Origin of the sequence: Myxococcus sp. AB036A (genome assembly GCF_006547355.1) — a bacterium.
GTDB classification, from domain to species: Bacteria; Myxococcota; Myxococcia; order Myxococcales; family Myxococcaceae; genus Myxococcus; species Myxococcus virescens.
This window is the reverse complement of sequence record NZ_VHLC01000083.1, coordinates 15794-40738: the sequence shown is the minus strand read 5'-3', so window position 1 is coordinate 40738 and position 24945 is coordinate 15794. Positions and strand designations below refer to the sequence as shown.

Sequence of the window (24945 nt, the reverse complement as noted above, 5' to 3'; positions counted from 1 at the left end):
ATTCCCACGGCCGCGCCCCTCCCATCCAGCCGACCGGCCCGGGGGGCGCCATGGAGACCAGCCCCCAAGGGCAATTCGCCGCTCCTTGCCCGTGGACCTGCCGCTGCCATAAAGACGGGAGCGCCCCCATGCATCCCATCGACCCCGCGCTCCGAGCCGCCCGACTCGCCCACACGTTCGTCCCCTTCAGCCAGCTGCGCACGGCGCGGTTGCTGCTGGAGTTGAACGGTCAGCAGCCGCTCGAGGTCCAGCGCAGGCTGTTTGGCTATGACCTGACATTGAAGGCCCACCGCAGCACGACGCACATGCTGCTGTACCTGCAGGGCGACGACTTCCTGTCGGACCTTCCGCTCATCGCCCCCCATCTGCGGCCGGGCATGGTGGCCTTCGACGTGGGAGCCAACATCGGCTACCTGTCCATGTACCTGCGCAGCCGCATCGGCCCGCTGGGACAGCTCTTCAGCTTCGAGCCCGAGCCGGAGAACTACGCGGAGCTGAACGCCAACTTCCAGAACAACCACCTGCGCAACTGCCAGGCCATCCAGGCGGCGGTGGGCTCGCAGGAAGGCGTCATCACCTTCGCCACGGGCCTCAACGGACACGTTCCCGAAGAGGGCGCGGAGGGCATCACCGTCCCGGTCGTCACCGTGGACGGCTTCGTCCAGAAGCAGGGCCTGTCACACGTGGACTTCGTGAAGGTCGACGTGGAGGGCTTCGAGCTGGACGTGCTGGCCGGCATGCGGGCCACGCTCGAACGTCCGGACAAGCCCATCCTCTACATCGAGGTCCACGCACGGGGTGAGTATGCGCGAGCCGACCCTCGCCGCGTCTGCGAGGTGCTGGAAGGTCACTACAAGAACATCCGCGCCTACGTGTCCCCCGACGACTTCAAGGCGAAGCAGAGCCACCTGCGCCGCCTGTGGGGTCGGGTGTCGCCTTTCGGAGACATTGAACAGGCGTGCCGTGTCGACCTGCGCGAAGTGAAGCAGCACGACACCCAGCGGTACCAGTTGCTCTGCCTGCCTTGAAGGGCGCGGAGCAGGCGCGCTCCGCAACGTCGGACCGGCGTCACTGCCCACACTCTCCCTTGCCCGGTGGTTGCTCGGAAGGCGTAAGGTGCCCGCCGGACCCAACCCGGAGGGAGGCAGCGAATGGACGCGCATCAGGGCCTGCATATCGAGACCCATCCCCGAGAAGGAGACCCGCTCGTTCGCGCCCGGCGGCCCGACCCGTGCGCGCTGGTGCTGTTCGGCGCCACCGGAGACCTGGCCCAGCGCAAGCTGTTCCCGGCCCTCTTCGAGTTGGCGCGAGACCACCTGCTGCCGGAGAACTTCGCCGTCGTCGCCTTCAGCCGCTCCGAAGGAGACAGCGAGGCCTTCCGCGAGCATGTGAAGGCATCCCTGCTGAAGTTCGCCCGCACCCAGCCCCTGGACGAGGCCGTCTGGAAGGACTTCGCCCCGCGCCTGGAGCTCATCTCCGGCGGCTATGACGACCCGAAGTCCTTCGTGCGCCTGCGCGAGGAGCTCGACCGGGTCGCCCAGCGGTTCGGCACCCGAGGCAACCAGTTCTATTACCTGGCCACCCCGGCCTCCACCTTCCCCCAAATCCTCCACGGCCTGTCGGAGTCGGGGCTGCTGAAGCGCCAGGAACAGACCGACCAACGCCCGTGGCAGCGGCTCATCATCGAGAAGCCCTTCGGCCACGATTTGGAGAGCGCCCGCGCGCTCAACCGCGAGCTGGCGGCGGTGCTGGACGAGCGGCAGATATTCCGCATCGACCACTACCTGGGCAAGGAGACCGTCCAGAACATCCTCGTCTTCCGCTTCGCCAACGCCATCTTCGAGCCGCTGTGGAACCGGCAGAACATCGACCACGTGGAAATCACCGCGGCGGAGACGCTGGGCGTGGAGGGGCGCGGCGGCTTCTACGACGAGACGGGCGTCATCCGGGACATGGTGCAGAACCACCTGCTCCAGGTGCTCGCGCTGTGCGCCATGGAGCCGCCCGTGTCCTTCGGCGCCGAGGACATCCGCGACGAGAAGAACAAGGTCATCCGCGCGCTGCGCCCGATGGAGGGCCGCGAGGTGTCCCGCGCGGTGGTGGCCGGCCAGTACGAGGGCTACCTCCAGGAGAAGGGCGTGAAGGCCGGCTCACGCACGCCGACCTACGTCGCCATGAAGATGAACATCGACAACTGGCGCTGGGCGGGCGTGCCCTTCTATCTGCGCGCGGGCAAGAAGCTGAAGCGGCGCGTGACGGAGGTGTCCATCCACTTCAAATCGGTGCCCATCAGCCTCTTCTCCGGGGAAGGCGCCACCTGTCAGCGGCTGCAGCCCAACGTGCTCACGCTGCGCATCCAGCCCCAGGAAGGCATCGCGCTCTCCTTCGAATCCAAGGTGCCCGGCGAGGATGTCAACATCGCGGGCGTCACCATGGACTTCAACTACCAGGAGACCTTCCAGCGGCCGGTCCCCGAAGCCTACGAGCGCCTGCTGCTGGACTGCATGCGCGGCAACGCCACCCTCTACGCGCGGCAGGACAGCGTGGAGCAGGCGTGGACCTTCGTGACGCCCATCCTCCAAGCCCTGGAGTCCGGCGAGGGCGGCCCGGCGCACAGCTACCCCGGTGGCAGCGCGGGCCCGGATGCCGCGGCCGCGCTGCTGGCCCGGGATGGCCGCCGGTGGACGGGCCTATGAGCGCCGCGCGCACGCACGTCGTGCCCACCGAGTCCCTGCCCCGGGAAGCCGCGGCGTGGATGGCGCGCGCGCTCCAGGACACGCTCGCCACCCAGCGTCGCGTCAGCCTGGCCCTGTCGGGCGGCAGCACGCCGGGGCCCGCGTACCGGGCGCTGGCGGCGCAGGTGCTTCCCTGGGAGCGCGTGGACGTCTACTTCGTGGACGAGCGCTTCGTGCCGCCCGACCACGCGGACAGCAACTACCGGAGGGTGGAGGACACGCTGCTGCGTCCGCTTCGGCTGTCGCCGTCGCAGGTGTTCCGCATGGAGGGTGAGCGCGAGGACCGGGACGCCGCCGCGAAGGACTACGCGGCGAAGCTGCCTGCTGCCCTGGACGTGGTGTTGCTGGGCATGGGAGAGGACGGGCACACGGCCAGCCTCTTCCCCGGCCACCCCGCGCTGGAGGAATCCGAGCAGCGCGTCCTGGCGGTGGTGGGGCCCAAGCCGCCGCCCTGGCGGATGACGTTGACGCTGCCGGTATTGCGGTCCGCGCGGCACGTGCTGACCCTCGTATCGGGGGCGGGCAAGCAGGACACGGTGCGCCGGGCGCTGGCGGGAGACCTGAGCCTCCCCGCCGCCCGGGTGACGAATTCGGAGTGGATGCTGGACCCCGCCGCCGCCGGGCGGTGAGGGATCCCAGTCGCGAACCTTCCAGGAGGAACCAACGATGAGTGAGGCAGCGGGCGCGCAGTTCGGCGTGGCGGGAATGGGCGTCATGGGGGCGAGCCTCGCCCTCAACATCGCGGACCACGGCTTCCGGGTGGCCGTGTGGGACAGGCACGCGGAGCGCATCGATGAGATGCACCGCAAGCACGGGCACCCCGAGGTCTGGGGCACCGAGTCGCTGGAGGCCTTCGTTCAGCGGCTGGAGCGCCCGCGCAAGGTGCTGCTGATGGTGACGGCGGGCGCGGCGGTGGACTCCATGCTGGAGCGCCTGCTGCCGCTGATGGCGGAGGGCGACGTCATCATGGATGCCGGTAACTCGTGGTTCCTGGACACGCGCCGCCGCGAGGAGCAGTGCAAGGCCCAGGGCATCCACTTCCTGGGCGTCGGCGTGTCCGGCGGCGAGGAGGGCGCGCGCAACGGCCCCTCCATCATGCCGGGCGGCGCTCCCGCGGCGTACGAGCTGGTGCGTCCGGTGTTCGAAGCCATCGCCGCGACGACGGACATGGGGCCGTGTGTCACCTACGTGGGGGCGGACGGTGCCGGGCACTTCGTGAAGATGGTGCACAACGGCATCGAGTACGCGGACATGCAGTTGCTCGCGGAGACGTACGACGTGCTGCGCCGCGGGCTCGGGCTGGACGCGGACGCGTTGGCGGACCTGCTGTCCCAGTGGGACCATGGCATCGCCGGCTCGTTCCTGCTGGAGACCACCATCAAGGTGCTGCGCCAGAAGGACCCGGAGACGGGCAAGCCGCTGGTGGACCTGGTGTTGGACAAGGCGGGCCAGAAGGGCACCGGCAAGTGGACGGTGCAGGTGGCGCTGGATTTGGGCGTCCCGATTCCCTCCATCGCCGCGTCACTGGACGCGCGCATCCTGTCCTCCATGAAGGACGAACGCGTGGCCGCCGCGCCGAAGCTGAACGGCCCGGTGGGGCAGCTCAGCAAGGAGGAGCGGGCGCAGCTGGCGGCGTGGACGCATGACGCGCTCTACGCGGCGCGGGTGGTGACGTATGCGCAGGGCATGCGGCTCATCCAGGCCGCGTCCCAGGAGTATCAGTGGAACATCAACCCGGCGGAGCTGGCGCGCATCTGGCGGGGTGGCTGCATCATCCGCGCGAAGCTGCTCACGCCGCTGCGCGAGGCCTTCCAGCAGCAGCCGACGCTGCCCAACCTGATGGTGTCCGACGCCTTCGCGCCGGTGCTGGAGCGCATGGCCCCCGCGTGGCGGCAGGTGGTGGGCGTGGCCACGCGCGTGGGCATCCCCGTGCCGGTGTTCAGCGCCTCCCTGGCGTACCTGGACAGCTACCGCACCGCGGAGCTGCCGCAGAACCTCACCCAGGCCCAGCGTGACGCCTTCGGCGCGCACACGTATCAGCGCAAGGACAGACCGGAAGCGGGCTTCGTCCACACGGAGTGGGGAAAGTAGCACGGGCCTGCCTGACCCGGGCGTTCCCCAGGACGCCCGGGCCGCGGACACGGCAATTCCTGCTCATCGAATGCCCTGGCGCGCAGGACCTGAAACCATTAGCGCACTGCACCTTTCACAGACATCGCGCATCAGGCATCTTTGAAGCTCTCTTTCCGGAGCCTCGACCATGACGCTGGATGCCGGAGCGGACCTGCTGCATGCGGTACGTGAGTTGGCCCCTGCCCTCTCCGCTCGCAGTGGGGAGATTGAGCAGGCACGGCAGCTCCCCTTGGACCTCATCGCCACGCTGAAGGACATCGGCGTCTACCGGATGCTTGTCCCTCGCAGCCATGGCGGGCTGGAGCTGAATCTTGTCACCGGGCTGGACATCCTCTCCGAGCTGGCCCGCGCGGACGCCTCCACCGCCTGGACGATGATGATTGCCACGGAGAGCCCCCAACTCTTCGCCCTCCTCCTCCGCGAGGAGTTCGATGCCATCTACGCCGCCGGGCCCAATGCCACCGTGGGCGGCGCCTTCAATGCCCAGGGCAAGGCCGTGCAGGTGGACGGCGGCTACCGCGTCACCGGCCACTGGAACTTCGCCACCGGCTGCCGCCAGAGTGAATGGCTGTTCGGCAACTGTGTCGTCCTTGGCGCAGACGGCAAGCCCCGCGCGGGCCCCGCCGAGGGCATGCCCGAGACGCGCGCCATGCTGCTCCCCGCCAACGAGGTCCGCATCATCGAGCACTGGGACGTGCTCGGCTTGCGCGGCACCGGCAGCCACGACATCGCCATCGACGCCTTCGTCCCCCAGCAACGCACCTTCGACATCTTCACCGGCCAGCCCTCCGTGCCGGGCGCCAACTTCGTGGTGCCGGTGCTGCACTACGCCATGCACATCGGCGCGGTGGCGGTGGGCATCGCCCAGGGCGCGGTGGACGACCTGCTCACCCTGGCCCGCGCGGGCAAGCGCCGGCTGTATGCGCGCACCTCGCTCGTGGACTCCCCTGTGTTCCGCAACCGGCTGGGCCGCGCGGAGACGGGCGCCCGCGCCGCTCACGACGCCCTCCGCCGCATGGGTGAGGTGTTCTGGGACGCCTGCCAGCAGTCCCCGGTGAAGGCCTTCGCCCTCGCGCCGCAGGTGTCCTCCACCCTGACGTGGGCCGTGGAGACAGCCGCCGAGGTCGTGACGGCCTGCTACCACGCGGGCGGCGCCACGTCCGTGCGCGATGGCGCATCACTCCAGCGCCGTTTCCGCGACATCCACACCCTCACCCAGCACGCAGCCGTGGCGGAGGGCTGGTTCACCCAGGAAGGCAGCGCGCTCCTGGGCTTCCCCGTCCTCTTCGAAGCCTAACGGCGCGCCCGCTACGTCCGCGGGGTGCGCAGCTCCGCGCGGCGAATCTTCCCGCTCACCGTCTTGGGCAGCTCGGTGACGAACTCGATTTCGCGCGGGTACTTGTAGGGCGCCGTCGTCCGCTTCACGTGCTCCTGCAACGCCTGCGCGAGCGCCGGGGAGGCCGTATGCCCCGGCGCCAGCACCACGAAGGCCTTCACCCGCTGGCCAATCTTCTCGTCCGGCACACCGATGACGGCCGACTCCGCCACCGCGTCGTGCTCCAGCAACGCGGACTCCACCTCGAAGGGCCCCACGCGGTAGCCCGACGTCTTGATGACGTCATCCGCGCGCCCCACGAACCAGAAGTAGCCGTCCGCGTCGCGCACGGCCCGGTCTCCCGTCACGTACCAGTCACCACGCCGGCACGCCGCGTTGGCCGCGTCGTCCCCGAGATAGCCCTGGAACAACCCCACGGGCCGCTCGGGCACCACCCGCACCGCGATGTCCCCCTCCTGCCCGTCCGCCACCTCCTGGCCCTGGTCGTCGATGACGCTCACCGTGAAGCCCGGGGACGGCTTGCCCATGGAACCCACGCGCGGCGCCATGGAGGGGAACATGCCCACAATCATCACCGTCTCCGTCTGCCCGTAGCCCTCATGGATGTGCAGCCCGGTGGCGTCCTTCCACGTGTCGATGACTTCCGGATTGAGCGGCTCGCCCGCGCTCACCGTGTGCCGCAGCGAAGACAGGTCGAAGTCCTTCAAGTCCTGGAGCACCAGCGCCCGCCACGCGGTGGGCGGCGCGCAGAAGGTGGTGACCTTCTGCGTCTCCAGCACCTTCAGCAGCTTCGCGGGCTCGAAGCGGCCACGGAAGTCATAGACGACGTTGCACGCGCCCTGGCTCCACGGGCCGAAGAGCTTGCCCCACGCGCACTTGGCCCAGCCGGTGTCGCTGAGCGTCAGGTGCCGGTCCTCCGGTGTCAGGTCCAGCCAGTAGCGGCCGGTAATCACGTGCCCCTGCCCGTAGCTGGCCTGCGTGTGCAGCACCATCTTCGGCATGCCCGTGGTGCCGGACGTGAAGTAGATGAGCAACGGCGCATCCGCGCGCGTGGGCTCGAAGGCCGCGCCCGCGTCCGCCTCCGCGACGCCGGACACGTAGCGCGCCCACGGCGACGGCGCGCCCTCGCCCACCGACACCCAGGTGCGGACCTTGCCCGCCGTCCCCACCAGGCCGTCGAAGCGCTCCAGGCAGCTCACGTCCGCAATCACCGCCTGGGCCTCCGCCACCTCCAACCGGTAACGGATGTCCTTCGGCGTGAGCATGGGCGTGCCCGGCATGAAGACGATGCCCGCGCGAATGCAGCCCAGCACCAGGAACCACCACTCCGGCACGCGCGGCATCATGATGAAGACCCGGTCCCCCCGGCGAAGCCCCTGCTGCGTCAGGAAGCGGGCCGCGTGCAGCGAGCGCCGCCGCAAGTCCTGCCACGTGAAGCGCCGCTCCTGCCCGGCTTCGTCGGACCACAGCAGGGCCAGCGCCTCCGGGCGCTCGGCGGCGTGCCGGTCGATGACGTCGGCCGCGAAGTTGAAGTGCTCGGGCCGCTCCCAGCGAAAGTCCCGGCGGGTGGCCTCGTAGTCCTTCATGTTCCGAGGGGGTGACAGGGGCATGGTGGCCAACTCCTGGGCGGAAGAAACCAACCGCCAGAGCCTGCCACGACACGCCAGGGACGTCCTTCACGAGTCCCGCGTTCGCCCGGTCCCGGACACGCGCCTGCACGAAGCCCACAAAAGCAGGAGGCCGGCCCTGTCACAGGCCGGCCTCCGCGCGACGTCATCCGAAGCGAGCGCTCAGTTGATTTCAGCGCACGGGAAGAGCGTGTTGTACGCACCACACGTGCGGAGCGTGGCCAACAGCAGGTGCTCGGCGTTGGCCGCGCGGCCGGACGCCTCCTCACTCCGGGCCCGCTCACGCTCGGCCAGCAGGTTGAGCCACGGGTCCCTGGAGCCATGGGCGTAGCGCTGCAGGGCCTTGAGCGACTCCGCATCCCGGACGGCCTCGCCCGTGTGGAGCAGCGCGCCGACGTACAGGTCCGTCTCCTGGGAGGCGCGCAGTCGCTCCAGCAGCCCCGGAACCAGCGCCCCCTTCACCAGCCGCGCATAGTCCTCCGCCAGCGGCGCACGCACCTTGAAGTCGCGGGAGGCCACATCCCGGACGTAGTCCTGGAGCACCGTGCCTTCACCCAGCCCATCCAACGCCGAGGCGAACGGCAACAGGGAGGCCACCGCGTTCGCCGAAGTGGCCGTACGCACCGCTTCATAGAGGGCCGCTCGCGTCACCGCGGGCTGTTGCCGCACCAGGTACGCCGCATCCGCCGTCTTCTCGGTGAGCTGCGTCCACGTCTCCCGCACCTGGCGCTGCCACCGCGCGGCCTCCGCGTCACGCAGCGCACGCATCTCGTCCGCACGCTTCTCCGCGGCCACCTGCCAGCCCGCCGCCTGGCCCGGCAGCGACGCGACGTCGCGGAACGACGCCTCTGCCTGCTTCAGCAGGCCCAGTCCCCGCAGCGCCAGCCCCCGGTTCCACAGCGCCTGCGCATGCCGCGGCTCCTGGCGCAGCGCGCCGCCGAGCAGGTTCAGCGCTTCCTCCCACCGCTGGCCGCTGAGGGCCACCACCGCGCGGTCATTGTCCCGGTCCGCCGAGGCCGGTGCCCGCGCCAGGAAGGACTCCGCCTGCTGCCAGTCCCCGCGCAGCGCATAGGCGGCGGCGATGCCCCGGAAGTCCTGCTGCTCCTCCAGCTCCGCCAGGGGACGCAGCGGCAGCGGGTTCGCGGCGCCGGACGTGCCGCGCATCGGCTCGTAGGGCCGGAAGCGGTCCGCCATCGGGTGGCTGAGCCGCGCCTCCAAGGTCCGCACGTCCGCGCCCGCCAGCCACACGTCGGTGGGGGCCTCCGGCTGCGTCTGGAGACGGAACACGCCCACCGCCGCCAACCCCGCCGCCAACGCCACTGGCACCACCGTGCGGGACATCCGCTGCATCCACGGCCGCAGCGGCGTCACCTTCGCGGGCGGCGGCTCGGCGACGCTGGCGCTACTACCCAGGGCGCGGGAGGCCAGCAGCTCCAACTGAAGCAGCTCCCTCAGCCCCGCCTCGCATTCAGGGCAGCGCCCCAGGTGCTGGCGGAAGACCTCCGCGTCGGGAGCGGACAGCTCTCCGTCCACGAAGAGGTGCAGATTGGTGCATGGCGTCGTCATGAGCTCGTGGCCCCCTGCTCCCGGGCTACCGCCACCTGGGGCAGCAGCAGTTCCTTCAAATCCCTACGGGCCAGGGTGAGCCAGCTGCCCACGGTGCCCACGGGAACATTGAAATGCTCGGCGATGGCGTTGTAGCGCTTGCCCTCCGCATGCAGGCGGTAGGCATCACGCAGGTGCGGCTTCAGCCGCTCGATGGCCTTCTGGAAGGCGTCGGTGCTCACCAGCGCCCAGTTCTCCTGGGTCTCCTCTGGTGACACCGCCAAATCCTGGACCAGCGCCAGGTGCGGCATCCCCCGGGACTCCGTCCGCTGGCGGCGGCAGTAGTCCAGGAAGCGGTTCGTCATCGTCGTACACAGCCACGCAGCCGCCGCGGAGTCCGTCCGGTCCTTCAGATGCTCGAACTCCGGCATCGCCCGCTCGAAGGTCTCCTGGACGAGGTCCTCCGGCTCCAGGCTGGAGCGGGCACACAACCGGCGGGCCAGCCCCAGAAGGCTGGGCCGATGCTGACGGATGAACGCTTCGAAGCGCCTCCGGTCCCGGTTGAAGAGGTTGGACATGCAGCCCCACTCACATGCGCGCCTGCGCGTTACCCAGTCAAAGACGCGCAGCGGTCCAATCCTTGAGAAGAAAAAAAGAAGGACCCGGACAGAAAAATGCCCGGGAGGGTGAAAAACCCTGCCCGGGCCTGGAGATCAGCGGACCTGGCTGGCGTTCGGATGCTCCGGCCCGACCAGGGGAGGAACCGCCGGCGACGGCAGCGGGAGCCGCTTGCGCGGGGCGACGCTGGCCGTGTCGCAGTTGACGTAGGTGTTCTTGACATGGGCTTCACCGGACTCGGAATCCAAGCTACCGGCCATAAGGGTTTCGACGGGCGTCATGAGCGCTCGCACCTCGCGATGGGGATGGTTTGAAAGCTAGACATGGATGATACGGCAACACGTACAGTTCTTATCATGACACGCGCCAACCCCGCGCATCTGACGGGGCGACTCGCGACATGGAATTCACGGAGTTCTGAATGAGCAGGGAAGATTCGCGCCTGGCATTGGAGTGGCACACCTGGCTGGCGGAGAACCTCGCCCTGGGCGTGAGCGCGGAGGACGCGCAGCGGGTGCTCGTGGATGCGGGCGTGGAGGCTTCGCTGGCGCAGCGGGAAATCGCCGCGGCACAGGCGCACCCCTACGTGGTGGCGGCGCGGCGGATTGGCCGGCGCTACGAGTGGCTGGAGGCGCTGGCGGACCTCTACGCGGAGCTGCACCGCCAGTCCGGCGCGGTGACGCTGGAGAAGCGCCGAGGGGTGAGCCCGGAGGAGTTCTTCACCCGCTACTACTTCGGTCACCGGCCGGTGGTGCTGCAAGGCTTCATGGAGGACTGGCCGGCGATGCGCCGCTGGTCGCTCGCGGACTTCCGGGAGCGCTTCGGGGACGCGGAGGTGGAAATCATGTCCGGGCGCGACGCCAACCCGGACCATGCCTCGCAGCCCGACAAACACCGCCAGGTGGTGAAGCTGCGCGACTACATCCAGCGGGTGGAGACGGGCGGCGAGACGAATGACTTCTACATGGTGCCGCGCAATGAGAACTGGAAGCGCGACGGATTGGCCCGGCTGCGCGAGGACATCCGCGCGCCCGCCGGCATCATCGACCCGGAGCTGCGTCCCGACATGACGACGCTGCTGCTGGGACCGCCGGGCACCGTCACCCCGCTCCACCATGACAACATGAACGTGCTGCTGGGCCAGGTGATGGGCCGCAAGCACGTGCGGCTGGTGCCGTCCTTCCAGCGCCACCTCGTCTACCCGCGCCATGGCACCTTCAGCTCCGTGGACGCGGCGAGCCCGGACGCGGCGCGCTTCCCGCTCTACGGCGAGGCCACCGTCCTGGAGGGCGTGGTGGAGCCGGGCGAGCTGCTCTTCCTGCCCGTGGGGTGGTGGCACTGGGTGCGCGCACTGGACGTGAGCGCCACTGTCACGTTCCATCATTTCCAGCTCCCGGGAGGCAACACGCACCTGAGGACTCCGCAGTAGACGGCCACACCACGCGGCCGCCTGCGCTCAATATGACTCCACGAGGATGACGTGCCGGGTCCACCCGGCACGGCTGTCCCGCTCCAGCCAGCGCTGACGCTCGTCCCGCAGCGCCACCGCCGGCGCGGCCCCTTCGCGAATGCGGCGCCGGACCCCATCGAAGAAGCGGCCGGCGGCATCCGGGATGTCCACCGTGGAGGCCAGCACCGCCCGCGCGCCCGCGTCGATGAAGGCCGCGGGCAGGCTGAAGGGCTCGTGGCTGGTGGTGGTGCTCGCCGCGCGTCCGGCGCTGCACGCCGCCAGGAACACCATGGGCGCCCCCGTGAGCGTCTGCTGCCGCACCACGTCCGCGGTGAGCGCGTAGCGGCCGCTCGTCTCCGGGGACAGCACCACCAGCGACGCATCCGAGAGCGCCGGGTCCATGATGCCGTGGGCGTGGATTTCGATTTCGGTGGCGTCCCGCATGTCCGCCAGCACGCGCGCAGGCGTGGCGTCCGAGCCGGACAGCACCTGCAGCGGCACCGCCTCCGGCTCCTGCGAGGGCAACCACTGCGGCAGCCGCGGCAGTTGGAGCAGCGCGGGCGCATCCACGCTGGAGACGACGAGCCGCCGGGCCGTGGGCGTGGTGCGCGGCTGGGCCGTGCGGCCGAGCCGGAAGCTCCAGGGCACCTCCGGCGGCAACAGGTCCGTGCGGCCGAAGACGGGCGGCCAGGCGAGCACGTCCACGCGCTCACAGCCACGCAACACCTCACGCAGCCGATCCGGCACCAGCCGCGAGGTGTCCGCGCGGATGAATGGCCCCTGCCGGTCCGTCTCGTAGTGGCCCAGCACCTGGCCTTGCGTCCCGCGCGCCACCAGCACCGTGCGCTCGCCATGCACCGCCGCCGCCAGGGCACAGCGCTGGGGCACGGGCGTGCCGAGCTGCGCGGCCATCAACTCCAGCGCCTGGGTGTACTCGCCCGCCTTGCCCGCGTCCGTGACGAGCGACGAATAGCTCAGCGCCCAGGCCTCGCGCGCCAGTGAATCTCCCCGAGGCAACGCCTCCGCCTCGGTGATGGTCTGCCGCAGCAGCGCCAGCCCCCGGGCTCTGTCGGAATCCAGCAGGAAGCGGCCCTCCACGTAACGGGCATACACCGCGTCGCTGGGCATGGGGTTGCTGTGGTCGGCCCACGTGAGGGCCTGCCGCAGCAACGCCTCGTCCCCAGGCTTCGGCCGGGTGCGCGACAGCTCCGCGAGGTTGACGGCGAACAGCAGGCTCAGCGGCTCGTTCTTGCAGGCGGCGTTCGCGTCCACCTCGCGGCGCGCGTCGTCCATGCGGTTGTCCAGGTAGTACGTGTGGGCCAGGTTCTCCCGGGGCCAGACGCAGTTGACGTGCCCGCGGGCGGACCACTCCTCCACATAGGCACGCGAGCTGGCGAAGTCCCCGCGTGAGCGGGTGATGGCGGCCAGCGCCTCCAGGGCGGTGAACTCCATGTCCCATTCCCGGAGCTGGCGCGCCCAGGCCCAGGCGGCGCGGGCATGCTGCTCGCCCTCGGTGAGGCGCTGGAGGTCGGCGTAGAGGATGCCCAGGCGCAGCTCCAGGTCCACGCAGCGCGCGGACAGGCCGCCCTCGCGGCAGCGCTGGAGCGCGTTGAAGATGCGCTGCTCGGCCTTCCACCACTGGCCCTCGGCCGTCTCGCGGATGGCCTCCTCACGCTCGATGTAGAGGTTGAACCAGGGGTCGTTCTGGCGCTTCGCCCGCTCCACCACCTGCGAAAACATGCGGCGCGTGGCCCGCGTGTGCTGGGCCGTGCCCAGGAAGAGGTCGTCCTCTCCCGACGCCAGCACCCGCTCCAGCAGCTTGTCCGGCCGGTTCAGCTTGCCGCGCACCAGCGACGCGTACTCACGCGACAGCGCGCCGCGGCGCGTGAAGTTCCGGCCGCTCACCCGCTTGACGTAGTCCGCCAGCGCGGAGCCGCCGTGGCCGCGGTCCAGCTCCTGCGCCAGGGGCAGCAGGGCCAGGACGCGCTCCTTCGACGGCGCCGCGCGGACCACTTCATAGAAGGCCTGCCGGACGATGCCCGGGTCCTTGCGGGCCGCCTCCAGCGGAAGAGGTGCCTGAGGGTCATCCATCAGCGCCAGCGTGGCTTCGCGCGCTTCCTTCCACCGGCGGGCGCGCTCCATCGTGGCGTCGCGTTGCTCGCGAGCGTTGGCCTTCGCCTCGCGGCTCCAGCCCGGCTCCCCCATCAGCGCCACCTGTTCGAAGGTGTCCGCCGCCTTCATCGTGAGCCCCATGGCCTGGAGCACCAGCGCGCGGTTCCACATGGCCTGCGCATGCTTCGGCTGCGCCTTCAGCACGCCGTCCAGCAACCGCAAGGCCTGCTCATGTGAGCCGCGGGCGAGGTACACCGCCGCCAAATCACTGTCGCGGTCCGGAGAGGCGGGCATGCGCTCCAGGAACGAGGCCGCCTGGTTCCACTCGCCCTGAAGGGCATACGCGGAGGCGATACCGGACAGGTCGCCCGCTTCCTCCAGCCGGGCGAGGTCTCGCAGCGGGATGGGCTCGGGAGCCACGGGGCAGCCGCCCGCCGACATGCGTGGCCGGTAGCGGTCCGCTTCGGGGTGCGTGAGCCGGGCCTCGATGCGTGACGCGGAGCGGCGCTCCGCCCAGAACTGCGCGGAGACAGGTGCCCCGCTTCCCTTGGAGGGCGTGCGGGCAAGAAGGACGGTCAACACCAAGACGGGCGTGGCCAGCGCCAGGACCAGGACTTTGTCGTACGCCGGCTTCAACATACTGCCCCCTCGGGCGCCATCCCCCAAGCAGTCGCCCAACTACCGCGTTGTACACCATCCACCGTTCCCCACCGACTTCTGGAGGAGGCTGGGCAACCAGAAACAGACGCCTGGCTCATCGCCACCCGCGGCATTTCTCCCGCTTTTTCCAACCCACCTCCCCGACTGCCCGCCCACGATTCGCCAGGTGGTCAGGCCGTGAACCAGGCGGCCTGACCTGGAGACGGCTTGCGCCGAAAACCTTGAGTGCAGGTCCTCCTCGCATCCCTCCGGAATCACTGTCTCCGCGGAGGAAAAAGCCAGCATGACGCCAGGGGCCCGCCCGTCAGGCAGCCCTCCGCGTGAGGCGGCGGAGCCACGTCCGCCCGAGGGTTCTACGAGAGGGCACGAGCGGGAAGTAGCACGTCCGCCTGAGTGTCCCACTGCGCCAACCTGGAACGAAAGGACCTCGCTTGACGCAGCTGCTTCGACTCGCCGCCCTGGTGTCTCTGATTCCCTCGTTCGCCTCCGCGGACGTGGCGTGGAAAGGCGACTTCGAGACGGGCAATACCTCGCAGTGGACGCGCAGTCAGAGCGTCTCCAACAGCCGTCTCCAGGTGGTGACGGATGTGGTCCGCGAGGGCCGCTATGCGCTGAAGGCCACGGTGCGCCAGGGCGATGACCCCATCAACGCCAGCGGCAACCGCAATGAACTGCTCTACATCAGCCAGGAGAAGACGGACTCCACCTGGTACTACAAGTGGAGCACCCTCTTCCCCACCAACTACCCGCTCGATGACAGCTGGCAGGTCTTCGCGCAGTGGCACCAGGAGGGCTGCTGCGGCTCACCGCCGCTGGAGTTCTACGTGCGCGGCGAAGCGATGCACATGCGCGTGGGCGGCGCGAAGGGCAAGGTGCTGTGGACGGCCCCGCTCAAGCGCGGTGACTGGAGCGACTTCGTGTTGCAGGTGAAGTGGTCGCCCAATGCGAAGACGGGCTTCGTCCAGCTCTGGCACAACAACGAGGTCGTCGTGCCGAAGACCTACGTCGCGACGCAGTTCGGCAAGGAGATGAACTACCTGAAGCTGGGCCTGTACCGCGATGACGCCATCCGTCCCGAGGCCAGCGTGTACCACGACGGTTTCACCATGGCCTCGACGCTGGAGGAGGTCATGCCGCCGCCGACGACGCCGGAGCCGGCCCCCGAGCCCCCCGCACCGGAGCCCACCACTCCCGCGCCGGAACAGCCAGGTGAGGACGCGCCGTCCGAGGAGCGCCCCGACGTGCCCATCGTCCGGACGCCCGACACGCAGCCGCAGACCCGCTGGGGCGTCACCACCCCCGAGGACATCCTCTCCAGGGAGAGTCCGCTGGGCGCCGACGGGGCGCGGGGCTGCAATGCCTCCGGCGGCGGAACGGCGGGCGGGCCCATCACCGCCGCGGTGGGCCTGCTCTCCTTCGCCGCGGTGTTCGCCCGCCGCCGCAAGCCAGCACAGGCTCGCGCCCACGCGAAGCGCTGAGCGGCCTCGGCATCGCGGGGCGTGTCGGTGATACGGCAGGCCCCGCGCGGCAAGGTCGCGAGTCAGGGCTCCTTGAGCAGGGGGAGCCCTGAGGTGACCTTGGCCAGCAACGTCCGCAGCGTGGTGCGCTCGTCTTCACTCAAGGGCGCCATCAGCGCGGCAATCCGCCGGTAGTGGTCCGGCAACACGCTCTCGATGAGTTGCCGGGCCTTGGGCGTGAGGCGCACCGTATACATGCGGCGGTCCTCCGGATGGTCCTCGCGGGAGATGAGGGCATCCTTCTCCAACGTGTCCAGCAGCCCCGTCATCGTGGCCCGGCTGACGCCAGAGCTCTCCGCGAGGTCCGCGGGCGTGAGCCCACTCACGCGCTCCACGTCGTCGTCCTCGGTGGTGAGCAGTCGGACCAGCACCATGAAGCGCCCCATCGACAGCCCGTGACGGCCCAGGTGCGCCTCATAGGCCCCCGACAAGTCGTGCGAGGCCCGCAGCAACGTGATGCACGTCTCGATGGCGCTGGCGTCGAGCTCGGGGAAGCGCAGCGCCAGGCGCTGGAGCCGCTCGTAGCGCGGCATCGCCGCGGGCGTCGGGGAAGTGGGAGGTCGAGTAGGCACGGCACAGGCCTCGTAAGGCTCCTAATGATTTTAGGCAATCAGAAAGGGCGCGCTCCGCACCGTGGGCTGGCGCCTGCTGGCCCGGGCGTTATGAACAGGCCGTGCTGGATGTGAAGGACGCCGCTGTGCAGACGGCCCTGCGCCGCGCGTGCGAGGAGGTCGGCTTGCCGGACTCGCTGCGGGGTTGCGTGTATCCCCTCCTTCGCGACCCGGAGGGTGACTGGCCGGGCTGCTGCGGTGGAGGCTGCCACCCGTGTGCCTCCTCCCTGGTGGACGTGGCGATGCGCACGTTGGAGCTGCTCGGCACGCCCCGGCGCGCACCCGTGGTCGGGTGAGGTGAAATGAGGCCAGGCAGCGGCATAGGCTGCGGGCATGAATCCCATTGTCCATGCCGAGCTGGCCTGGCTCGCGGCGCAGGGTCTGAAGGAGCGCAGGGACCGCATCCTCGTCACCTGCGCGGGACTGGCGCCGGACCTGGATGGACTCACGCTGCTCGCGGGCGAGGCGTATTACTTCCGCTATCACCACGTCATCTTCCATGGCTACGTGGGTGCCATCGTCACGGCGGTGGCCTGCGCGGCGCTGGCGCGGCAGCGGCTGCGGGTGGCGGCCCTGTCCCTGTTCACCTTTCACCTGCACCTGCTCTGCGACCTCGCGGGCAGCGGCCCGGGCTGGCCCATCTACTACTACTGGCCCACGAGCATGCGGGAGTGGTTCTGGGAGGGGCAGTGGAACCTCGCCTCCTGGCAGAACGCCGTCATCGGGCTGGCCACCACGCTGCTGTGTCTGGCGTGCGCGCTGCGCTTCCGACGCACCTTCGTGGAGGTGTTCTCCGCCCGGTGGGACGCGGAGGTCACGCGCACGCTCCGGCGCCGGTTCCTCCGTGAGGATTTCGTGCGGGAACCATGACGTGATTGTCCATGCGTCCGTCGCCAGCATGGACGCATGCTCATCCTCGAACTCGGGTTGATGGCAGTGGGCGTGCTGGGGGCGTCGCTCGACGCCCCCGTCACGTCAGTCACTGTCTACAGTGACCAGGCGCAAGTGGTTCGCTCCGGCAGCCTCACGGTGTCCGGCTCGCGGCGGGTGACGTTTCCCCGGCTGCCCCAGAACGTGGACACCGACTCCATCCGCGTCGAAGCCGAGGGCGCGGAGGTGTCCCACGTCGACGTGCGCACCGTGAAGGGGGAGGCCTTCTCTCACGACGAAGCCCGAAAGCTCATCGCGCGCCTGGAGGAAATCGACGCGGCGCTCGCTCGCATCACGGCTGAACGAAACGTCCACCATGCGCAGATTGAAGCGCTCCGGCGGGTTCGTCCCTCGGCACGGTCCGACAGCGAAGCCGCGCGCGCCCAGACTCCGCCCACCACCTGGAACGCCGCGGTGTCCTTCCTCGTGGACAACGTGGCCCGGATGGAGGCCCGGATGCGAGAGCTGGAGGCGCAATCCGCGACGCTCCAGAAGGAACAGCAGCAGCACAAGGAGCGCGCCACGGCGTTGGGCCAGACGTTTGGTGAGCCCGGTGTCGAAGTGACCGCTACGCTCACGGGGAAACGCACCACGAAGGTGGCGTTGACGTACCTCACCACCGGGGCCCGTTGGTATCCCCGATATGAGCTGCAGTTCCAGCCCGAGACGCAGCGAATGCAGATGGCCTTTTACGGCCGCGTGAGCCAGGAGACAGGGGAGGACTGGGAGGGCGCCCGTCTCACGCTCAGCACCGCACTGCCCGCCAACGCCTCGGAAATGCCCGAGCTGAGAACCTGGAAGCTGGGCCTCCGGGAGCGGTTCATCCCCACGCCCAAGCCCTACAAGGAGTCCAGCCGGCCCGCTCCATCCACACCCAACGCCCTCCCCCAGGCCACGGACTCCGCCGAGGTGGCACTGCGTGCTCAACTGAGGAGGCTCGCCGGACAGCCGAGTTCCGCGGAACAACCGGTGCCCTCGAATCACCAAGCCACCGCGCAACATGTGGCCGCGGGATCAAGCACCATCTTGGGTTCAATCGTGGACGCCCAAGCCCGTCAGCCGCTGCCCGACGTGGTCGTCACCGCGACCTCGACCTCAAGCGATTCAGCACACCTGGCCGTGACTGACGCGCATGGTACGTACCGCCTCCCCAACCTCCCCCCTGGTCTCTACACCCTACGGTTCGAGCGGGAAGGTTATCAGCCGTATGCCCGCAGTGACGTCCAACTCCGGCTGAACCGCACGATTCGTGTCAACGCGGAGATTCTGCCCGGAGGCATCACAGAGGTCCGCGAGATCGTTGGCGCGCCCCCCACAATCGGCGTCGGTTCCGCGAGCATGGGCGTCAACGTCGATCAAGAGTTCATCAAGCGAATCGCACTCAGACGCGACAAGGACGGCAGCTACCTGCGAACCGTGGGAGTGAATCCACCGCTTGGCTGGAGTTCCCCCGCGTTCGCCGATGGGTCACCGGTCGCCGCCGCAGGGGGATACAGCCTCACCTTCACCTCACAGCACCGTGAGACGCTCTTCAGTCGCAAGGGTGAACGCAGCATCCCCCTGGTTTCCGAGTCCTGGCCAGTGCAGGTGGAGCGCAAGGTATTCCCCGCGCTCTCGCAGGACGCGTACCTTGTCGCAACTCTTCAGGGCCCATCCCGGAGCGTGCTCCCGGGAGGCCATGCGTCGCTCTTCGTCGGTACGGACCCAGCCGGCACTGCGACCTTGGCCACCCTCGTTCCCGGCGAGTCCTTCACCTTGCCGCTGGGCATCGATCGAGCGGTGCGCAGCGCCCGGAACGTGCGGCTGGTCGAGGCTGAGAAGGGCTTCATCTCCAAGGAAGAGGTGGGCACCTACGAAGTCACCATCGAGGTCCCCAATCCCTATCCCTTCCCCCTGGCCGTGAGTGTGGTGGACCAACTGCCGCTCAACACCGACGGCAAGGTGGGCGTAGCCCTGGTCCGCGCCGAGCCTTCCGCACAGCCAGACAAGGCAACAGGCAAGCTCCAGTGGCACGTGGTGGTGCCACCGTCGGGCAAGTCCACCGTCTCCTTCCAATACACCCTGAGCCGCCCCAAGGGCTGGCATCTGTACCAGAAGAACTAGCCCGAGGACCGAACCATGCCTGCCCTGTCCCTGACGCTGTGGGCGCTCGTCGCGTCCGCCAAGGTGTCCACTGTCGTGGTGTATCCAGACCGTGCACAGGTCACTCGAGAAGAGACCGTGACGTGCACAGGCCCCAGCCGTATCCGATTCGAAGCCGTCCCTTCTTCCGCCGTGGCAGACAGCTTTCGAGCTCGCGCCGACGGCGCCATGGTGGAAGGGCTCATCAGCGAAGAGCACACGCAAGAAAAAGCGCATCGTGAAGAACGAACCCGGCTGGAGGCGCGCCGGGACACACTGCTGCGTGAGCAGGCCGTCCTGAGCGACGCGGCGGCGCGCGCGGCGGACCTCCGGGCGCTCGCCAGTGGCTATACGGACGTCGCAGTAGACCGCGTCACCCATGCGGTGACGAACGCGAAGCCGGACACGCGAGGATGGGCGGCGGCCTTCGATTCGGCCATGGCCGTGAGGCAGCGCGCAATGACCGAGGACCTCGACGCCCGGGCCAAACAGCGCGTGATGAAGCAGCAACTCGCCGAGGTGGACGCCATGCTGGAGAGTCTCCGAACCTCCTCTGAACAAAAGGAGCGCCATGTCGAGGTGCGCCTGTCCTGTCCCGAAGGCACCCGGGTCCGCGTGGAGTTGACGTACCTGGTGGGCAACGCCAGTTGGACGCCCGCTTATGAAGCCCGCGCGAACCACAACACCCGGGCCGTGGAGCTGACGGCACTGGCCACGGTGCGCCAATCCACCGGAGAGGACTGGCGAGACGCGAAGCTGGTGCTCTCCACCGCGGAGCCGCAGCGGGACGCCACCCTTCCGGAAATCCAACCCTTGTATGTCTTGGCGGAAGAACGGCCGAAGTTGCGTCAGGTGCTCGTGCGCCGCGACGAGAAGTCACAGCGCGCCCACGCTGGCGGCACCGCGACGGTCACGGCCTCGAAGGGACTCAAAGCCGTGCCGCAGGGCCTGTCCGTGAAACTCGTGGCACAGGCTCCTGTAAGCATCCCCAGCGATGGCAGTGCCGTACGGGTCCAGGTGGGGCGGACCCGTCTCAAGGCAGCATTCACCTGGCGCGCCATTCCCAAGATGCACCCCGTCGTCTTCCAGGTGGCCCGTTTGACCAACGCCGCCCCCTTCCCGCTGCTGCCGGGCGACGTGGACCTCTATCGGGAGACGGGCTTCATCGGGCGCCAGTCACTGGAGCACGTGGCCCAAGGCGCCCCCTTTGAGCTGACCTTCGGTGTCAACGAAGGCCTGCGCGTGGACCGCCGCGTGGTGGAGGAAGCCCAGGAGCACAAGGGCCTGTTCAAGGACACGCAGCGCTTCCGGTACGCCTACCAGTTCACGCTGAACAACCTCCGCGCACAGCCAGAGGAAGTAGAACTCTCCGACCACTTCCCGGTGTCCGAGCTGGAGGACGTGAAGGTGGAGTTGGAGCCCGAGACGACCGCTGGCTACACGCTCCAATCCAGCGACGGCATCGCGACATGGAAGGTGCCGCTGGCCCCGGGCGAGAAGCGCACCGTGGACTTCGCCTTCCACGTCGATGCTCCCTCCGACTTCGAGATAGTGGGTTTCTAGAAAGGGGCACCACCGGGGCATCCTGCCCCTCTCCGGGGCAATCTGCCCCGCCCAGGGTGGGACACGGCACCCGCGTCCCCGAGTGAGGCACCGCCCCGCCTCCGTTGGCACAGCGGATGCTTTGCGTGGGCCCAAGGAAGTACGTCCCGCCCGTCCCGACAGCCGGCGAGGGCTCGTGCGGCAAACGCCGCCTTCCTTGTTGCAGCACTCGCGGTACGTTGTGAGAACCCACCTCCGGTCCGTGCGCTCCCTCCCCCTCGAGGCGCACGGACCGGAGCAGCCTCTTTCGAACCGCCCGTGAGACTCGCCCGCAAGTTCACCCTCGCCCTCGTCCTGCTCGCCATCGCCGTCATGGCGGGCTTGCAGTACGTCCAGGTCCGCCGCGAGCTCGAGCGCTCCGCCCTGGACATGCAGCATGACCACCGGTTGCTCGGCCACACGCTCGCTGGCTCCATCGGCAAGGCGTGGCAGCTCGCCGGGGAGCGCGAGGCGCTCACCCTGCTCCACCAGGCCAACCGCTTCCAGGAGCAGGTCCACCTGCGCTGGGTGTGGCTCGATGGCGGCCCCGGCACCCCGGCCCTCACCGGCTTCCCGCCGCGCCTGCTCTCGACCCTGCTCCAGGGCAAGGACGGCTCCATGGTGGACCCCGCCGTGGACCCCGGCCTGCTTCATTCGTACACGCCGGTGCTCATCGGCAACCGGCTGGGCGCCATCGAAATCACCGAGTCGCTGGGCGAACAGCAGAAGTACGTCAACACCGTGGTCATGGGCACCTTCGCCGCCACCGCCGCCATGGCCATCGGCTTCATCGTGGCCGCCATGGCCATGGGCCGCCGGCTGGTGGGCGAGCCGGTGGACCAGCTCGTGTCCCTGGCCCACCGCATCGGCGAGGGCGACCTCACCGCCCGCGTGCCGCTCCCGCAGCGCCGCGGCGACGAGCTCACCACCCTGGCCGGCGCCATGAACCGCATGGGCGAGCAACTGGAGGAGACGCGCTCGCGCCTCGCCACGGAGACGGCCGCGCGCCTGTCCGCCGTGGACCACCTGCGTCACGCGGACCGGCTCACCACCGTGGGCAAGCTGGCCTCCGGCGTGGCGCATGAGCTGGGCACCCCGCTCAACGTCGTCATGGGCCGGGCGAAGATGATCTCCTCCGGCGAGGCGGAGGGCGAGGAAGTGGGCGAGTGCGCGCAAATCATCTCGCAGCAGGCCCAGCACATGACGGCCATCATCCGTCAGCTCCTCGACTTCGCGCGGCGGAGGAAGCCGCACCGCGCGCCAGAAGACGTGCAGGGCCTGGTCGAACGCACCCTGTCGCTGCTGCGCTCCATGGCGGCGCGAAACAGCGTCACGCTGGAGACGGCCATCCCCGCGGGACTCACGGTGGAAGTGGACGCGGGCCAGGTGCAGCAGGTGCTCACCAACCTGGTGATGAACGGCGTGCAGGCCATGAAGCAGCCGGGCACGGTGCGCGTGCGCGCGGCCCACACCCGGAGCACCCCGCCCCCGGACGTGGGCGGACCCGAGGCGGACTTCGTGCGCCTGGACGTGGAGGACGAGGGCCAGGGAATTCCCGAGGACGTGCTGTCCCACCTCTTCGAGCCCTTCTTCACCACCAAGGACGTGGGAGAGGGCACCGGACTGGGCCTGTCTGTCTCCTATGGGCTCATGCTGGAGCATGGCGGCTGGATTGCCGTGCGCAGCGAGCCCGGACGCGGTAGCTGCTTCTCCATCTACCTGCCAAGGGGTGAAGACACATGCCAGGCCGCGTCCTAGTCGTCGAGGACGAGCGCGAGATGCGCGCGATGTTGGAGAAGGGGCTCACGCGCCGGGGCTTCACGCCCGTGGCGCTCCCGTCAGCGGACGAGGCCCTGGTGCGGCTGGCCGCCGAGGACTTCGACGTGGTGCTCACCGACCTGCGCATGCCCGGCATGGACGGGCTGGCGCTGTGCGAGCGCATCGCCCTCAACCGCCCGGACATCCCCGTGGTGGTGGTGACGGCCTTCGGCAGCCTGGAGACGGCGGTGGCCGCCATCCGCGCCGGCGCGTACGACTTCGTCACCAAGCCCATCGACGTGGACGCGCTGGTGCTGGTGCTGGAGCGCGCCGTGCAGCACCGCGCCCTGCGTGAAGAGGTGCGCAGGCTGCGCCAGGAGCTGGGCCGGCGCGAGGACAGCGGCACCGTGGTGGGTGAGAGCCCCGCCATGAAGCAGGCCTACGCGCTCATCGACCGCGTGGCGGACCTGGACTCCACGGTGCTGATTACCGGCGAGAGCGGCACCGGCAAGGAGGTGGCGGCCCGGGCCGTCCACACGCGCGGGCGCCGCAAGGACGGGCCCTTCGTCGCCATCAACTGCGCGGCCATGCCGGAGGCCCTGTTGGAGAGCGAGCTGTTCGGCCACGCCAAGGGCGCCTTCACCGACGCCAAGGCCGCCCGCACCGGCCTGTTCGTCCAGGCCAATGGCGGCACCCTCTTCCTGGACGAGGTGGGCGAGTTGCCCCTCACCCTCCAGCCCAAGCTGCTGCGCGCCCTGCAGGAGCGCACGGTGCGCCCGGTGGGCGGCGACACGGAGCTGCCCTTCGACGCGCGCATCGTCGCCGCCACCAACCGCGACCTGGAGCTGGCCGTGGAGGAGGACCGCTTCCGCGAGGACCTCTACTACCGGCTCAACGTCATCGGCGTGGAGCTGCCGCCGCTGCGCGCGCGCGGCAACGACGTGCTGGCCCTGTCCCAGCGCTTCATCGAGCAGTTCGCCTCGCGCACCGGGAAGCGGGTGCTGGGCCTGTCCCCCGCGGCGGCCCAGCGGCTGCTCGCCTACGGCTGGCCGGGCAACGTGCGCGAGCTGCAGAACTGCCTGGAGCGCGCGGTGGCGCTCACCTCCTTCGAGGAAATCACCGTGGACGACCTGCCCGAGCGCGTCCGCAACTACAGCCAGCCGCGCGTGGTGCCGGAGACGCAGGACGCCTCGGAGCTGGTGACGCTGGAGCAACTGGAGCGGCGCTACATCCACCGCGTTCTGGAGGCGGTGGGCGGAAGCCGCACGCTGGCGGCGCGCATCCTCGGGGTGGACCGCAAGACGCTGTACCGCAAGCTGGAGCGCGACGACGACACGCGCAAGGCCTGACGTCAGTCCACCACGTCCAGACGCACCTCGAAGAGGCGGGGCCACAGCTTGCCTGTCATGAAGATGCGGCCCGAGCCCGGCTCCACGGCGATGCCGTTGAGCACCGCCTCCGGGTTGGTCACCTGCCCCGCCACCGCGCGCGTCAGCGCCGACGCGTCGATGACGCCCACCACCGTGCCCGTGGCGGGGTCGATTTCCAGCACGTCCGAGCTGTGCCAGATGTTGGCGTAGATGACGCCGTTGGCGCACTCCAGCTCGTTGATGAGCTCCACGGGCTGGCCGCGCAGCTTCACCTGCACCGCGCCCACCAGGGCGAAGCCGTCGGGCTCGTGGAAGGTGAGCATGGTGCCGCCATCGCTGCGCACCAGCTTCCCGTTCCAGTAGCAGAGGCCCCAGCCCTCCCCCGAGTAGCGCGTGGTCCGCTCGCGCTGTGGCGGCATGCCGCTCCAGGTGAAGAGCACGCCTTCGGTCCAGGTGAGCTGGTACAGGCGCTCACCATCGCTGGCCAGGCCCTCCGCGAAGATGTTCCCCAGGCGCTCCATCCACACCGGCTGCGCGCTCTCCAGCGACAACTGCCGCAGCGTCCCCTGGTGCCCGGTGCTCTCGAAGAGGTGCCCCTGGTGGAACACCAGTCCCTGGGTGAAGGCATTCGTCGCGTGGGGATACTCACGGATGATGTGCGCCACGCGCCGCACGGGTTCCTGCACGCTGCCTCCCGCATCCGGCACCGGCCGGTTCGTGGGGCTGCAATGGCACGCCGCGCCCAGCGCGAGCAAGGACAGCAGCGAGGATGGAATCCGCATGAGACGCCTCGAGTGAAGCGGTTCGTGCGACGCCCACCGCCCCGCGCGAGCCTGGACC

The 24945-nt window shown here is 69.4% G+C and carries 20 protein-coding genes; 13 read left to right on the top strand and 7 right to left on the bottom strand.

The window, feature by feature from the left end; translation table 11 throughout:
• Nucleotides 1-128 precede the first annotated feature (128 nt).
• The 5 genes from FL344_RS27965 to FL344_RS27945 all read left to right on the top strand — a co-directional run bounded on the left by FL344_RS27965 (nucleotide 129) and on the right by FL344_RS27945 (nucleotide 6165).
• Nucleotides 129-1028 (top strand): FkbM family methyltransferase, encoded by a 900-nt coding sequence (locus FL344_RS27965; protein WP_141620676.1) that lies wholly within the window; start codon nucleotides 129-131, stop codon nucleotides 1026-1028.
• Nucleotides 1029-1151: 123 nt separating this feature from the next.
• Complete coding sequence (zwf, locus tag FL344_RS27960; RefSeq protein ID WP_141620675.1) at nucleotides 1152-2696, top strand: glucose-6-phosphate dehydrogenase; 1545 nt, start codon at nucleotides 1152-1154, stop codon at nucleotides 2694-2696.
• On the top strand, nucleotides 2693-3364 hold the full coding sequence (gene pgl / locus FL344_RS27955; RefSeq protein ID WP_141620674.1) for a 6-phosphogluconolactonase: 672 nt from the start codon (nucleotides 2693-2695) through the stop codon (nucleotides 3362-3364). Before zwf ends, pgl begins: the two co-directional genes overlap by 4 nt.
• A gap of 37 nt (nucleotides 3365-3401) precedes the next feature.
• Nucleotides 3402-4826: an NADP-dependent phosphogluconate dehydrogenase gene (gene gndA, locus FL344_RS27950; RefSeq protein WP_141620673.1), complete on the top strand. Its 1425-nt coding sequence runs from the start codon at nucleotides 3402-3404 to the stop codon at nucleotides 4824-4826.
• A gap of 169 nt (nucleotides 4827-4995) precedes the next feature.
• Entirely contained in the window at nucleotides 4996-6165 is a 1170-nt protein-coding gene (locus FL344_RS27945; RefSeq protein ID WP_141588292.1) for an acyl-CoA dehydrogenase family protein, read from the top strand.
• A gap of 11 nt (nucleotides 6166-6176) precedes the next feature.
• On the opposite strand, the gene FL344_RS27940 is transcribed toward FL344_RS27945, so the two are convergent.
• The 4 genes from FL344_RS27940 to FL344_RS27925 form a co-directional block, all read right to left on the bottom strand.
• Entirely contained in the window at nucleotides 6177-7814 is a 1638-nt protein-coding gene (locus FL344_RS27940; RefSeq protein WP_194863284.1) for an acyl-CoA synthetase, read from the bottom strand.
• Nucleotides 7815-7994: 180 nt separating this feature from the next.
• Entirely contained in the window at nucleotides 7995-9398 is a 1404-nt protein-coding gene (locus tag FL344_RS27935; RefSeq protein WP_141620672.1) for a zf-HC2 domain-containing protein, read from the bottom strand.
• Nucleotides 9395-9955 (bottom strand): RNA polymerase sigma factor, encoded by a 561-nt coding sequence (locus FL344_RS27930; protein WP_090485326.1) that lies wholly within the window; start codon nucleotides 9953-9955, stop codon nucleotides 9395-9397. Before FL344_RS27930 ends, FL344_RS27935 begins: the two co-directional genes overlap by 4 nt.
• A 135-nt stretch (nucleotides 9956-10090) precedes the next feature.
• Nucleotides 10091-10276 carry a hypothetical protein gene (locus tag FL344_RS27925; protein WP_141588294.1) on the bottom strand — a complete coding sequence of 62 codons (186 nt, stop codon included), beginning with the start codon at nucleotides 10274-10276 and terminating at the stop codon, nucleotides 10091-10093.
• Between the two features lie 140 nt (nucleotides 10277-10416).
• Here FL344_RS27925 and FL344_RS27920 point away from each other — a divergent pair, with 140 nt between their 5' ends.
• Nucleotides 10417-11424, top strand: a complete 1008-nt coding sequence (locus FL344_RS27920) for a cupin-like domain-containing protein (RefSeq protein WP_141588295.1) — start codon at nucleotides 10417-10419, stop codon at nucleotides 11422-11424.
• Between the two features lie 27 nt (nucleotides 11425-11451).
• Here the strand turns inward: FL344_RS27920 and FL344_RS27915 are convergent, their stop codons facing one another.
• Complete coding sequence (locus FL344_RS27915) at nucleotides 11452-14196, bottom strand: CHAT domain-containing protein (protein WP_141620671.1); 2745 nt, start codon at nucleotides 14194-14196, stop codon at nucleotides 11452-11454.
• A 452-nt stretch (nucleotides 14197-14648) separates the two neighbouring features.
• Between FL344_RS27915 and FL344_RS27910 the strand changes: the two genes are divergently transcribed.
• Nucleotides 14649-15695, top strand: a complete 1047-nt coding sequence (locus FL344_RS27910) for a polysaccharide lyase (RefSeq protein WP_141620670.1) — start codon at nucleotides 14649-14651, stop codon at nucleotides 15693-15695.
• A gap of 62 nt (nucleotides 15696-15757) precedes the next feature.
• Here the strand turns inward: FL344_RS27910 and FL344_RS27905 are convergent, their stop codons facing one another.
• Nucleotides 15758-16306 (bottom strand): MarR family winged helix-turn-helix transcriptional regulator, encoded by a 549-nt coding sequence (locus FL344_RS27905; protein WP_141620669.1) that lies wholly within the window; start codon nucleotides 16304-16306, stop codon nucleotides 15758-15760.
• A 101-nt stretch (nucleotides 16307-16407) separates the two neighbouring features.
• Between FL344_RS27905 and FL344_RS27900 the strand changes: the two genes are divergently transcribed.
• The 6 genes from FL344_RS27900 to FL344_RS27875 all read left to right on the top strand — a co-directional run bounded on the left by FL344_RS27900 (nucleotide 16408) and on the right by FL344_RS27875 (nucleotide 24084).
• Nucleotides 16408-16641, top strand: coding sequence for a hypothetical protein (locus tag FL344_RS27900; protein WP_090485340.1), 234 nt, complete (start codon nucleotides 16408-16410; stop codon nucleotides 16639-16641).
• Nucleotides 16642-16678: 37 nt separating this feature from the next.
• Entirely contained in the window at nucleotides 16679-17215 is a 537-nt protein-coding gene (locus tag FL344_RS27895; protein ID WP_090485344.1) for a metal-dependent hydrolase, read from the top strand.
• Between the two features lie 36 nt (nucleotides 17216-17251).
• Nucleotides 17252-19378, top strand: a complete 2127-nt coding sequence (locus FL344_RS27890; RefSeq protein ID WP_141620668.1) for a mucoidy inhibitor MuiA family protein — start codon at nucleotides 17252-17254, stop codon at nucleotides 19376-19378.
• Between the two features lie 15 nt (nucleotides 19379-19393).
• On the top strand, nucleotides 19394-20959 hold the full coding sequence (locus tag FL344_RS27885; RefSeq protein WP_141620667.1) for a mucoidy inhibitor MuiA family protein: 1566 nt from the start codon (nucleotides 19394-19396) through the stop codon (nucleotides 20957-20959).
• A gap of 297 nt (nucleotides 20960-21256) precedes the next feature.
• Nucleotides 21257-22735, top strand: coding sequence for a HAMP domain-containing sensor histidine kinase (locus FL344_RS27880; RefSeq protein WP_141620666.1), 1479 nt, complete (start codon nucleotides 21257-21259; stop codon nucleotides 22733-22735).
• The gene (locus tag FL344_RS27875) at nucleotides 22717-24084 is read left to right on the top strand and encodes a sigma-54 dependent transcriptional regulator (RefSeq protein ID WP_141588302.1); all 1368 of its coding nucleotides are present in this window, start codon (nucleotides 22717-22719) and stop codon (nucleotides 24082-24084) included. Before FL344_RS27880 ends, FL344_RS27875 begins: the two co-directional genes overlap by 19 nt.
• Nucleotides 24085-24086: 2 nt before the next feature.
• On the opposite strand, the gene FL344_RS27870 is transcribed toward FL344_RS27875, so the two are convergent.
• The gene (locus FL344_RS27870) at nucleotides 24087-24887 is read right to left on the bottom strand and encodes a glutaminyl-peptide cyclotransferase (RefSeq protein ID WP_141620665.1); all 801 of its coding nucleotides are present in this window, start codon (nucleotides 24885-24887) and stop codon (nucleotides 24087-24089) included.
• Nucleotides 24888-24945: the final 58 nt, after the last annotated feature.

Excerpts from the sequence above, each read along its gene's own strand:
- FL344_RS27965 (WP_141620676.1), top strand. The coding sequence starts at position 129 with ATGCATCCCATCGACCCCGCGCTCCGAGCCGCCCGACTCGCCCACACG.
- zwf (WP_141620675.1), top strand. The coding sequence starts at position 1,152 with ATGGACGCGCATCAGGGCCTGCATATCGAGACCCATCCCCGAGAAGGA.
- pgl (WP_141620674.1), top strand. The coding sequence starts at position 2,693 with ATGAGCGCCGCGCGCACGCACGTCGTGCCCACCGAGTCCCTGCCCCGG.
- gndA (WP_141620673.1), top strand. The coding sequence starts at position 3,402 with ATGAGTGAGGCAGCGGGCGCGCAGTTCGGCGTGGCGGGAATGGGCGTC.
- FL344_RS27945 (WP_141588292.1), top strand. The coding sequence starts at position 4,996 with ATGACGCTGGATGCCGGAGCGGACCTGCTGCATGCGGTACGTGAGTTG.
- FL344_RS27940 (WP_194863284.1), bottom strand. The coding sequence starts at position 7,814 with ATGCCCCTGTCACCCCCTCGGAACATGAAGGACTACGAGGCCACCCGC.
- FL344_RS27935 (WP_141620672.1), bottom strand. The coding sequence starts at position 9,398 with ATGACGACGCCATGCACCAATCTGCACCTCTTCGTGGACGGAGAGCTG.
- FL344_RS27930 (WP_090485326.1), bottom strand. The coding sequence starts at position 9,955 with ATGTCCAACCTCTTCAACCGGGACCGGAGGCGCTTCGAAGCGTTCATC.
- FL344_RS27925 (WP_141588294.1), bottom strand. The coding sequence starts at position 10,276 with ATGACGCCCGTCGAAACCCTTATGGCCGGTAGCTTGGATTCCGAGTCC.
- FL344_RS27920 (WP_141588295.1), top strand. The coding sequence starts at position 10,417 with ATGAGCAGGGAAGATTCGCGCCTGGCATTGGAGTGGCACACCTGGCTG.
- FL344_RS27915 (WP_141620671.1), bottom strand. The coding sequence starts at position 14,196 with ATGTTGAAGCCGGCGTACGACAAAGTCCTGGTCCTGGCGCTGGCCACG.
- FL344_RS27895 (WP_090485344.1), top strand. The coding sequence starts at position 16,679 with ATGAATCCCATTGTCCATGCCGAGCTGGCCTGGCTCGCGGCGCAGGGT.
- FL344_RS27890 (WP_141620668.1), top strand. The coding sequence starts at position 17,252 with ATGCTCATCCTCGAACTCGGGTTGATGGCAGTGGGCGTGCTGGGGGCG.
- FL344_RS27885 (WP_141620667.1), top strand. The coding sequence starts at position 19,394 with ATGCCTGCCCTGTCCCTGACGCTGTGGGCGCTCGTCGCGTCCGCCAAG.
- FL344_RS27875 (WP_141588302.1), top strand. The coding sequence starts at position 22,717 with ATGCCAGGCCGCGTCCTAGTCGTCGAGGACGAGCGCGAGATGCGCGCG.
- FL344_RS27870 (WP_141620665.1), bottom strand. The coding sequence starts at position 24,887 with ATGCGGATTCCATCCTCGCTGCTGTCCTTGCTCGCGCTGGGCGCGGCG.